Annotated in this window: 12 protein-coding genes; 5 read left to right on the forward strand and 7 right to left on the reverse strand. The window is 53.2% G+C overall.

All coding sequences use genetic code 11. The features are described from left to right. Window positions 1-38: 38 nt before the first annotated feature. Both ABTW62_RS05820 and tyrS read right to left on the reverse strand, forming a co-directional pair. Window positions 39-1,409 (reverse strand): surface carbohydrate biosynthesis protein, encoded by a 1,371-nt coding sequence (locus ABTW62_RS05820; RefSeq protein WP_430903649.1) that lies wholly within the window; start codon window positions 1,407-1,409, stop codon window positions 39-41. Between the two features lie 41 nt (window positions 1,410-1,450). Continuing rightward, complete coding sequence (gene tyrS / locus ABTW62_RS05825) at window positions 1,451-2,659, reverse strand: tyrosine--tRNA ligase (RefSeq protein ID WP_430903650.1); 1,209 nt, start codon at window positions 2,657-2,659, stop codon at window positions 1,451-1,453. 166 nt (window positions 2,660-2,825) lie between these two features. Here tyrS and ABTW62_RS05830 point away from each other — a divergent pair, with 166 nt between their 5' ends. Beyond that, on the forward strand, window positions 2,826-4,085 hold the full coding sequence (locus ABTW62_RS05830; protein ID WP_430903651.1) for a peptidoglycan DD-metalloendopeptidase family protein: 1,260 nt from the start codon (window positions 2,826-2,828) through the stop codon (window positions 4,083-4,085). A 28-nt stretch (window positions 4,086-4,113) separates the two neighbouring features. Continuing rightward, window positions 4,114-5,211: an anhydro-N-acetylmuramic acid kinase gene (locus ABTW62_RS05835; RefSeq protein WP_430903652.1), complete on the forward strand. Its 1,098-nt coding sequence runs from the start codon at window positions 4,114-4,116 to the stop codon at window positions 5,209-5,211. Between the two features lie 300 nt (window positions 5,212-5,511). Here the strand turns inward: ABTW62_RS05835 and erpA are convergent, their stop codons facing one another. From erpA to ABTW62_RS05860, 5 genes are all read right to left on the reverse strand, one after another. Further along, window positions 5,512-5,877 carry an iron-sulfur cluster insertion protein ErpA gene (gene erpA, locus ABTW62_RS05840; protein ID WP_430903653.1) on the reverse strand — a complete coding sequence of 122 codons (366 nt, stop codon included), beginning with the start codon at window positions 5,875-5,877 and terminating at the stop codon, window positions 5,512-5,514. A 39-nt stretch (window positions 5,878-5,916) separates the two neighbouring features. Further along, window positions 5,917-6,099, reverse strand: a complete 183-nt coding sequence (locus ABTW62_RS05845) for a hypothetical protein (protein WP_430903654.1) — start codon at window positions 6,097-6,099, stop codon at window positions 5,917-5,919. Window positions 6,100-6,194: 95 nt separating this feature from the next. Beyond that, window positions 6,195-7,682, reverse strand: a complete 1,488-nt coding sequence (locus tag ABTW62_RS05850; protein WP_430903655.1) for a helicase HerA-like domain-containing protein — start codon at window positions 7,680-7,682, stop codon at window positions 6,195-6,197. A gap of 14 nt (window positions 7,683-7,696) precedes the next feature. Continuing rightward, window positions 7,697-8,083, reverse strand: coding sequence for a lactoylglutathione lyase (gloA, locus tag ABTW62_RS05855; RefSeq protein ID WP_090411320.1), 387 nt, complete (start codon window positions 8,081-8,083; stop codon window positions 7,697-7,699). Next, complete coding sequence (locus ABTW62_RS05860; RefSeq protein WP_430903656.1) at window positions 8,084-8,272, reverse strand: rubredoxin; 189 nt, start codon at window positions 8,270-8,272, stop codon at window positions 8,084-8,086. It abuts the gene before it with no gap. A 52-nt stretch (window positions 8,273-8,324) separates the two neighbouring features. Between ABTW62_RS05860 and thiD the strand changes: the two genes are divergently transcribed. The 3 genes from thiD to hemL are packed head-to-tail and all read left to right on the forward strand — an operon-like array spanning window position 8,325 to window position 11,116. Next, window positions 8,325-9,167: a bifunctional hydroxymethylpyrimidine kinase/phosphomethylpyrimidine kinase gene (gene thiD / locus ABTW62_RS05865; protein WP_430903657.1), complete on the forward strand. Its 843-nt coding sequence runs from the start codon at window positions 8,325-8,327 to the stop codon at window positions 9,165-9,167. A gap of 5 nt (window positions 9,168-9,172) precedes the next feature. Beyond that, window positions 9,173-9,793 (forward strand): thiamine phosphate synthase, encoded by a 621-nt coding sequence (gene thiE / locus ABTW62_RS05870; RefSeq protein ID WP_430903658.1) that lies wholly within the window; start codon window positions 9,173-9,175, stop codon window positions 9,791-9,793. A gap of 39 nt (window positions 9,794-9,832) precedes the next feature. Next, entirely contained in the window at window positions 9,833-11,116 is a 1,284-nt protein-coding gene (hemL, locus tag ABTW62_RS05875) for a glutamate-1-semialdehyde 2,1-aminomutase (RefSeq protein ID WP_430903659.1), read from the forward strand. Window positions 11,117-11,172: the final 56 nt, after the last annotated feature.

Consider the following 11,172-nt stretch of genomic DNA (forward strand, 5'->3'; position numbering starts at 1 on the left):
GCAGTGCGCTGGCCGTCCATCGCCACTTCCGTTTACTGTCACTGAATCATAAACACATTTTCGGTCAGCTCCTTGATGCGCAGCTTCTGAAAGCGGCCCAGCTGACTGCCCATGCGTTGTATTTGATATTCGACATCTGCGCTAGAGGTAAGTGGAAACATATGCCGCAGATAGTTGGTATTATTGCGATGCCCCGGTAATTGGGCTTCAATGCGTTTCTTGATCGCTTTGCGCCAGTAAGCCGTGCTCAATCCTACCGCCCGCGTCAGCAGCGGAGGGCGACTCTGCACGGACTGTTTTTTCAGCTGATGAATGACCGATACCAGCCGTTCGCATGATGTTGCGCCGTCATACGAGGCCAGATGATGGCGGGCCAAGTCCTTGCGTTGCTGAATATGCTGCGCATCCAGTGTTGCGCTGTCGACCAGCGCCTGCTTGATCCAGTCCAATAGGGTGGACAGATTCTGGCATTGAATGCTGAGATTGTTGGGCAGTGGATGGTCATAGGCTTCGGCGGTTACCGGGCAATAGGCCAAGGCGGTGCGATCGAGCAGGAAAGATTCGACTGCTGTCGTGCAACTATTGTGAACGGTTACGGCTGCCGCCATCAACCAGGGAACGACATTGCCTTCATAAAGCACCTGTACATTGCTGCAATGGCGGGTCGCCTCGATCCAGGTGGCGTGATTCTCGGACGGATGCGGGCGAATCACAACGGTGATATCAGGAAACGCCTCGCCCACCGCCGCCACCATTTTCAGGAAGTGTTCGAAAATCGTCTTTTTATGGATGGCCATGCCGAGCTTGGGATCGCTGGATTGTCCCTGCTTGTGTTTTTGGGCCTCGAGCAGATTGAGCAGATGACTTTCTCCCGGATAGTAATGATTGATTCGGGAAAAATTGGTATTGATCAACACAAATTTACCATAGCGCGCACGCAAATCGTCCGTCTGCCCGTTGAAAAGTCCGCGCAGCGCCGGCCGCAGCAAATCTGTGCGTGGATTGCCGGTCAAATGCAGCGGTGCATCGGTGAAGCTGGGGTGATCGCGGATGGCCGCTGCATTGGCCTCTCCCCAGGCAAAGATGCACGAGGGTTCCTGAAGTGCTTGGGCATCCAGTTTTGTCAGGCGATACAGTTCGGGCGTGGCCCATACCAGTCCTTCCTCATCCCAGGCCGTGACGGTGAAGCCTAGCCGCCGCAGCATGCGCAAAACAGTGGCGCTGCGCACCGTCATGCTTTTGCCAATATAGAGGCCCCGCGGCAAGGATGTGGCCATTTTGTCGATCACTTTTTTGGCGCCAACGATGGTGGGCAGACCGCTTTCGGCAAGATGACAGGCGAGCAGTAATTTGGCGTCGAATTCGCGTGCCCGCGTTTCGCAGGGGAGTATTACGATATCATCATTCATCATAGATATTATTAGCGATCCTGCAACAGCGTTTGTCTGCTTTATTCGGGTAAAAGAGTGACTTTTGCAAACTTGCGTTTGCCAATCTGAACAATGACGGTGGCATTCAGTGGGATGGTCATTGATTTATCCACAACTTTGTTGCCATCCAGTTTTACACCGCCCTGTCCGATCATGCGCAAGGCTTCGCTGGTGCTGGCAGTCAGCGATGCGAGCTTGAGCAGCTGCGCGATTGGCAAGGCGTCGCCCTGGATGCATAGGGTTTTCTCCGGAATATCGTCGGGCAACGCGCCCCTGCTGAAACGGGCCTCAAAATCGGCCAGTGCCTGATTGGCGTCGGCCTGACTGTGGAAACGTGCGACGATCTCCTGGGCGAATTGTACTTTGATTTCACGTGGATTGCGTTCCGCTTCCACTTCTCGCTGCCACTGATGCACTGTGTCCAGTGATTCAAAGGAGAGCAATTCAATATAGCGCCACATCAAAGTATCGCTGATTGACATCAATTTGCCAAAAATCTCTCCCGGGGGCTCAGTAATGCCGACATAGTTATTCAGTGATTTGGACATTTTCTGGACGCCGTCGAGTCCTTCCAGCAAGGGCATGGTCAGGATGCATTGCGGGGCCTGTCCGAAATGTTTCTGTAATTCGCGTCCCATTAACAGGTTGAATTTCTGGTCGGTGCCGCCCAATTCGAGATCGGCCTTTAATGCCACTGAATCATAGCCCTGGATGAGGGGATAGAGGAATTCGTGTATGGCTATCGCCTGATTGTTGCGATAACGTTTACTGAAGTCATCTCGTTCCAGCATGCGCGCCACGGTATGGGAGGCGGCAAGCCGGATCAAGTCGGCTGCAGTCAGTTTGTCCATCCAGGCTGAATTGAATACGACCTCTGTCTGATCAGGCCTGAGTATTTTAAATACCTGTGTAGTATAAGATTCGGCATTAGAGGCGACTTGCTCGCGTGTTAAAGGCGGGCGTGTCGCATTCTTGCCGCTGGGATCACCGATCATGCCGGTAAAGTCGCCAATCAGAAACAGGACATGATGTCCCATATCCTGAAGCAGGCGCAGTTTGTTAAGCAAGACGGTATGCCCCAGATGCAGGTCAGGCGCCGTGGGGTCGAATCCCGCCTTGATCCTCAGCGGTTTTGCCTGAGCGAGTTTATGCGCAAACTCTTCTTCAATCAGCAGTTCCTGGCAGCCGCGCTTTATGGCTGTTAGTTGTTGGGCAATCGTTTCAGCCACGGCGAATCAAAGATAAATCAGTCGTCATCATATTGGCGTATTTCCATGCTAGACTACAAAAGTTTTAATCAGCGAACAGGAGTGATGACATTTGATGTATTACCAATCACCCCCGAAAAAAACGAGCATTCTAGCGCAAAAACTTAGCATTCTTGCACAAAAAAAAGTGCGCTGGATTACTATTTTATCCAGTGTGCCCTTATTTGGCATGGTCACCGCCTTTGGAATCGTCCCCGACGCCTCGTTGCAGGAAGTGCCTACCCAGCGCATCGTTCGCTCACTGCCTCTTCCGGAAAAATTTGCTTCATCTGATCCCGATATGACTTTCTGGCATCAGGAAGGCATACGACGTGGCGATACAATCGCAGCGATACTTGCCCGCCTCGAAGTCAATCAGGCCGACAGAATCAGTTTTCTGGATACAGCGCGCGACAGTCGGGCCATGCGCCGGCTTAAACCGGGCGAGGTCGTTCATGCCGAGACTAAACCGAATGGCGAATTGTTGAAACTGCGTTATTTTTACGGAAATGGCGAACAGTTTTTAATGGAAAAAGTCGATGGTGCCTTTGAGTTGCGCGAACAGCCCGTTGACCATCAAACGCATGTCCGGGTGGGATCGGGGCTTATCAGTAGTTCACTGTTCGCGGCGGTTGATAAAGCCGGTCTGCCGAGTACAATTGGCTCGCAAATTATTGACATCTTTTCCAGCCGCATCGATTTTCATCGCGACTTGCATAAAGGTGACCGTTTTACGGTTGTTTATGAATCGGGGCAGGATGAAAGCGGCAAAACGCAAATAGGCCGGATACTCGCGGTAGAGTTCTTTAATAAGGGTAAAGCCCATCGTGCGGTTTACTTCCAGATGGAGGATGGGGAAGGCGATTACTATACCCCTGCAGGCGAGAGCCTACGTAGACCCTTTCTGCTGGCGCCGTTGAAGTTTTCCCGGATCAGTTCCGGTTTTACCAAGGCCCGCTATCATCCAATCCTGAAAAAATGGCGCGCCCATCGAGGAATTGACTATGCCGCACCGACCGGCACCCCCATCATGGCGACTGCAAATGGTATCGTGGCGTTCAAAGGCTGGCAGAATGGTTACGGCAATCTGATCATTTTGAAGCATGACGCCCAGTACAGTTCTGCCTATGGACATCTATCCAAATTCAGCAAAAATTTGCAACCTGGGAAACGGATCAAGCAGGGGGATGTGATTGGTTACGTCGGCGCAACGGGCATGGCAACCGGCCCCCACCTTCACTATGAACTGAGGGTCAATGGCGTGCAGCGTGATCCATCCAAGATCGTCATGCCGGCTGCGCAACCGATCGGCAAGAAGTACCGTGCGGCATTCCATCGACAAACCAAGACCTTGTTGACACAGTTGGATCTGCTGCGCAACACGGGGTTTGCAGCAGTGAACAACTGACAGCTTGCTGGCTGACGACGACGGATAAGTGAGCGGCACGCATTATATAGGCATCATGTCGGGAACCAGCCTCGACGGAATCGATGCGGTTCTGGTGGATTTCACACAATCTTGTCCACTTGAACGCACGTGTTACATGCCTTACGATGAGGCATTGCGGACAGCGTTACTGGCACTCAATCAGCGTGGCAAGGACGAGTTGCATCGTGCTGCAGTGCTGGCCAATCGTATTGCCAAACTATACGCAGAGTCGGTGAGGCGTTTGCTCGATGGAACCGGTCTCAATCCGCGGCAGGTCGTGGCGATTGGTTGTCATGGGCAGACGGTCAGGCATTGTCCGCAGCCTGAGAATGGCTACAGTATTCAGTTGGTCAATGGCGCATTGCTGGCCGAGCTGACTGGTATTGCAGTTGTGACCGACTTCAGGAGCCGTGACATAGCAGCAGGCGGGCAGGGTGCGCCGTTGGTACCGGCATTCCATCGGGAAGTGTTTGCCCATCCTGCCATTGACCGCTTGATCGTCAATATCGGGGGGATAGCCAATATTACCTGTCTGCCGGTCAGTGGGCATGTCACTGGCTTTGATTGCGGTCCGGGCAATATCTTGATGGATGCCTGGTGTGTCAGGCATTTGAATATGCCTTATGATCGTGATGGGCAATGGGGTGCAAGCGGCAGAGTCATTCCCCGGCTTCTGGAAGATTTGCTGGCATTTCCCTATTTTTCCCTGCCGCCTCCCAAAAGTACCGGTCGGGAAATGTTCAATATTGATTGGCTGCAATCTTGCTTGCAAGGCGATGAGGCGGCGCAGGATGTGCAGGCAACCTTGGTAGCGCTGACTGCAGCCACGATCACTCGCTCGGTGTTGGCCCATTGCCCGGCAGCCAATGAAGTTTATTTGTGTGGGGGCGGCGCGCATAACAGCGCGCTCGTCTGCCAGCTGCGGCAAGGCCTACCCGCCAGAGAAATCAAATTGACCGATGCGCTGGGCATCGATGCCGATTGGGTGGAAGCCTGTGCCTTTGGCTGGTTGGCGCAGCGGGCTATCGAACGGGCGCCGGGTAATCTGCCGGTTGTGACCGGCGCCCATGCCAGTCGGATTCTTGGCGCTATTTATCTCGCCTGAAAGCCATCGCGGCACAAGCGCGGCCCTGCCCGGTCTAGGAGGCTGTCCGAGAATAGACTGATCTACTGCGGACGAGCCTGATTGGCCGGATTTTACGATCCTTATTCGTTAAATAGAACAACTATTCGCCTCAAATGATCGAAAAATCCAACTCAACCAGCCTCGCCCTCGCTACGATCGCTATTCTTGGACAGCCTCCTAGCTTCGATGCATTCCGGCGCATCAGCTTTTGGTCTTGCTGCATACAAGACTCGGATTCCAAGAGGAACGGTGCCGATGCGGCTTTTTCCTGGAGCAATGCTAAACGGAAAAGGAAGAACCGCAACCGCAAGTGCTGGCTGCCGCCGGATTCTTGATGACAAATTGCGCGCCCTGGGCATTTTCCTGATAGTCAATCTCGGCACCCATCAAATATTGAAAACTCATCGAATCAACAAGCAGTTTCACGCCCTGTTTTTCCATTACGATGTCATCTTCATTGATGGTTTCGTCAAAGGTGAAGCCATATTGGAATCCTGAGCAGCCACCGCCGCTGACAAAGACTCTCAGTTTCAGTTCAGGATTGGCTTCTTCCTCAATCAGTTCTCTGACTTTACTGGCGGCGTTGTCGGTAAAGATTAACTGTGGTTGAATCTCGTTGGCTATATCATGCGTTGATGTGCTCATATTTGACCGTTTGGATGAATGAATTATTGTTGATGGCAATTACATAGACTTTGCACGAAATCCGAAATTCCATGTTGCCTGAATCAAGTTGCTTGCAACCGGAATATTCAAATGGGTGGCCAGCCAGCCGTTGCCGTTACTTGCAATCAGTCTGCTAGGAGGCTGTCCGAGAATAGCGATCGTAGCGAGGGCGAGGCTGGTTGAGCGGGATTTTTCGATCATTTGAGGCGAATAGTCGTTCTATTCAACGAAAAGGATCGAAAAATCCAGCCAGCCAGAATCGTCCGCAGTAGATCAGTCTATTCTCGGACAGCCTCCTAGCGGCGCCCATTGCCCAGAATCGAGCCTAATACCCCTCTTATGATACGCCGCCCGATTTCATTGCCAACTGTGCGAGCGGTCTGCCTGGCGAATGTTTCGATCAGGCCTGGCGAAGTACGGCCTGATTGTCTGCTGGTATTGGCCTGACTTTGAGTGGGCAAATTCGCCTGTCTGGCCGGGTTTGTCCCGCTGGATTGTTCGGTGCGTGCCTGTAAAATTTCATAAGCGGACTCCCGGTCGATGGACGTTTCGTAAAGCCCATAAATGGGGGAGTTGCGAATGATCGATTGTCGTGCAGAGGCGGGCAGCATACCAATCAGGCTGTGGGGAGGATGGACGTTGGCCATTTCCACCGGATGAGGACGGCCCTCATCATCCAGAAACGAAACCAGGGCTTCACCAATTCCCAGCTGGGTGATGGCTGTTTCAACATCGATGCCGGGATGGGTGCGGAAAGTTTGGGCAGCGGCTCTGACTGCTTTCTGATCTTTCGGTGTGAAAGCGCGCAAGGCATGCTGGACCCGATTGCCCAGCTGTCCCAGTACGGCATCCGGGATATCCAGGGGATTCTGGCTGATGAAATAAATACCCACTCCTTTCGAGCGGATCAGACGCACGACCTGCTCAATCTTGTCAAGCAATGCCTTGGGGGCATTTTTGAATAGCAAGTGCGCCTCGTCGAAAAAAAATACCAGCCTGGGGCGCTCGCTATCGCCGATTTCGGGGAGCTGTTCGAACAGCTCCGACAACAGCCATAACAATAATGTGGCATACACGCGCGGTGTGCGGTAGAGGGTTTCAGCAGCCAGAATATTGATCGTGCCATGGCCGTCGCCATTGGTTTGCATCAAGTCCGTGATATCCAGCATGGGTTCACCAAAAAGATGATCGCCACCTTCCTGGGTAAGCTGCAGCAGGCTGCGTTGAATCGCACCGACGCTTGCGCGCGCGATATGTCCATATTCCGAGGATAAAATGCGTGCATTTTCCGAGACGTAGGTCAGCATGGCGCGCAGATCTTTGAGATCGAGCAACAGCAGTCCGTGGTCGTCGGCAATTTTGAATACGATGGTCAAAATGCCCGTTTGTACGGGATTGAGATGGAGCATGCGCGCCAGAAGCAGTGGCCCCATGTCCGACACCGTGGCCCGTACGGGGTGCCCTTGTTCGCCGAACACATCCCAGAAAATAACCGGATTATCTTGGTAAGTGAAGCCATTCAGCCCCAGTGCCCGAATACGTGCGTCGATTTTCTGGTTGCCGCCACCGGGCATGGCCAGGCCAGAGAGATCGCCTTTTACGTCGGCCATGAATACCGGTACCCCCGCCCGGGAGAACTGCTCGGCCAGAACTTGTAAGGTCACTGTTTTGCCGGTGCCGGTTGCGCCGGCAATCAGACCATGCCGGTTTGCCAGGCGCAGATTGAGGCTGAGCACCTGATTACTGGAGCGGCTGGATTGCGCAATGGCAAGGGAGGTATTCATGATGACGTCAGTTTTTATTGTTTTTTCTGAATAAACTCGATTTTGTAACCATCGGGATCTTCCACAAACGCAATCACGGTTGTACCATGCTTCATCGGACCCGCTTCCCGGGTGACACGCCCACCGAGTTGCTTGACTTTCTCGCAAGCTTCGTAGGCATTATCCACTTCGATTGCAATATGGCCAAAGCCCGTACCCAGTTCGTATTGATTCGTCTCCCAGTTATGGGTGAGTTCCAGTACCGTGCCTTCCGCTTCGTCTTGATAACCAACGAAGGCCAATGTGAATTTTCCTTCCGGATAATCCTTGCGGCGCAGCACCCTCATGCCCAATACATGGGTGTAAAACTGGATGGATTGCTCGAGATTGCCCACTCGCAGCATGGTATGCAGGATGCGCATTTATATTTGGACCATTTCGAAATCTTCCTTGCGTGCGCCGCATTCCGGACATGTCCAGTTGATGGGCACATCTGCCCAGCGTGTGCCCGCAGGAATGCCATCTTGTGGCCATCCTTCCGCTTCATCATAGATAAAACCACAAATCATGCACATATAACGATGATAAACCTGATTGTCCTCAGTAGTCATGATGGATAAGTATGCTCGCTTAAGTTAAAATGATATTTTACGGTATTATTGCATGTCGCTACCACCTCCAATTGTATTATCCTTTGCTGCAAGTGATCCGACCGGGGGCGCAGGCATCCAGGCGGATATTCTCACGCTTGCCGGAATGGGCTGCCATCCGCTGACTGTCGTCACTGCCATCACCGTGCAGGATACCACTGGCGTTGAAGATATTTTGCTGTTGGATGCGGAATGGGTCGTTGATCAGGCGCGCACCGTACTGCAGGATATGCCGGTCCAGGCCTTTAAAATCGGCATGCTGGGCAGCGTTGAAACCATAGCGGCCATTACTGAAGTCATTTCCGATTACCCGGATATTCCGCTGGTAATCGACCCAGTGCTTGCGTCAGGACGCGGGGATTCATTCGCAAACGAAGAAGTCATCATGGCCATGCGCGAAATGCTGTTTCCCCAGGCAACAATCATCACTCCCAATAGTCTCGAAGCCAGGCGGATTGCGCTTGAGAACGAAGATGATCCGGATATCCTCAGTTTACAGCAAAGTGCCGACCGGCTGCTGCAATGGGGGTGTGGCTATGTGTTGATCAAGGGCACGCATGAGAACACGCCCAAGGTGGTCAACACGCTATACGATATCAACGGTGTCGTGCGTTCGGATACCTGGCAACGGCTGCCGGGCTCGTATCACGGTTCGGGCTGCACCTTGTCTTCAGCCATAGCCGCGTCGCTGGCGCATGGCATATCCGTTGCAGATAGTGTCTATGAAGCTCAGGATTATACTTGGCATGCGCTCAAGGCAGGTTTCAGGCCAGGGATGGGGCAATATATACCAGACCGTTTTTTCTGGATGGAAAACGATTCTCCGGAGCAGCCAGATAGCAAAACCGAAGATTGATGGCGATGAACAGACCCGAAATCAGTGGCCTTTATGCCATTACTCCGGATATCACGGATACCGGCCGGCTTTGCCGGATGGTCGAACAGGCATTGGCAGGGGGCGCACGCTGTATGCAATACCGCAATAAAAATGCGGATGACCCCCTCCGCCTCGCGCAAGCGAGCGCGCTTCTTACGCTTTGTCAACGCTATCACGTGCCTCTGATTATCAATGACCACTTGGAACTCGCTTGCCAGATCGGTGCCGATGGACTGCATGTAGGCCAGGACGATAGTACCCTCCCGGCAATCAAAGACCGTCTGGCATCTCACAAGCTGATTGGTGTGTCTTGCTACAATCAGCTAACCAGGGCTGTCGAAGCGGAACAGACCGGCGCAAGCTACGTGGCGTTCGGCGCTTTCTTTTCCTCGGCAACCAAACCCAATGCGGCCCGTGCTGCGGCCAGCCTGATCAGTGAGGCCAAGTCAGTGTTATCTGTTCCGGTCGTCGCGATCGGCGGCATTGATTTGAATAACGCCGTCAGCCTGGTTGCGCACGGATGTGATGCAATCGCAGTCAGCCAGGCATTGTTCGGGGCCGAAGATATCGAGTTTGCCGCAAAGTGTTTCTCTCGATGGTTTTAATTCTTCCGCTTTTCTATAACTTTCCAGATAAATCTTTCTATGACAACAAGTAATCAACAATTGTTTGAACGTTCCCAGCAGTATATTCCCGGTGGTGTCAATTCTCCTGTGCGCGCATTCAAATCGGTTGGCGGCACCCCGATATTTTTCGAACGGGGTCAGGGTGCCTATTTTTGGGATGTAGAAGGCCAGACCTATATCGATTATGTGGGCTCCTGGGGGCCCTTGATTCTCGGGCATGCACATCCCGCGGTCGTCAAAAAGGTGCAGGACGCTGCAAGTCATGGGATGTCTTTTGGTGCGCCGACCCGGGCCGAGCTCGAAATTGCTGAATTGCTCTGTCATCTGCTGCCTTCACTGGAACAAGTCAGATTGGTGAGTTCCGGCACAGAGGCCGGCATGAGCGCGATCCGGCTGGCGCGTGGCTATACCGGCAGGAGCCGGATCATCAAGTTTGAGGGTTGTTATCACGGGCATGACGATGCGCTGCTGGTCAAGGCTGGGTCGGGTGCCCTGACCTTTGGTCATCCCAGCTCGGCGGGCGTGCCCGCAGAAACGGCCGGGCACACAATGGTACTGGATTACAATGATGTGGCCGGCGCCAAGCAGGCTTTCAGTGAGTTCGGTAGTGAAATTGCGGCGGTAATCGTGGAACCGATTGCCGGTAACATGAATCTGGTCCGGGCTGAACCAGCGTTTCTGGAAACGCTGAGGGCGCTGTGCACGCAGCATGGCAGTTTATTGATATTGGACGAAGTGATGACGGGGTTTCGCGTTGGCCTGGAATGTGCGCAAGGGCTGTACCAGATTAAACCTGACCTCACCATACTCGGCAAAGTGATCGGCGGAGGCATGCCCTTGGCGGCCTTTGGAGGACGCCGCGACGTGATGCAGTGCCTGGCGCCGCTGGGCCCGGTTTATCAGGCGGGCACGCTTTCGGGCAATCCGGTTGCTGTTGCCGCCGGATTGGAAACATTAAGACAAATCCAGGTGCCAGGTTTTTTTGACAAGCTGTCTGAGCAGACACGGCAATTGACCGCTGGCCTGACAGCCGCCGCCAGGAGACATGGCGTGACCTTCAGTGCGCAAGCGGTAGGGGGCATGTTTGGCCTGTATTTCAGACAGGAACCGCCCAAAAGTTTCGCTGAGGTCATGGATAGCGATCGCGAGGCATTCAATCGTTTCTTTCACGCCATGCTGAAGGCGGGTGTCTATTTTGCGCCTTCTGCATTTGAAGCCGGATTCGTATCCGCTGCGCATAGCGACGCGGATATAGCGAAAACTGTCGCGGCAGCCGAGCATGTATTCAGCCAAGGAGTATGAGCGCACATTTTTGATAGGGGACTCAATTACCGATTTAGGTTGCCGTTTGTTTTTTG

Source organism: Nitrosomonas sp. ANs5 (genome assembly GCF_050584665.1).
In the GTDB taxonomy this organism is placed as follows: domain Bacteria; phylum Pseudomonadota; class Gammaproteobacteria; order Burkholderiales; family Nitrosomonadaceae; genus Nitrosomonas.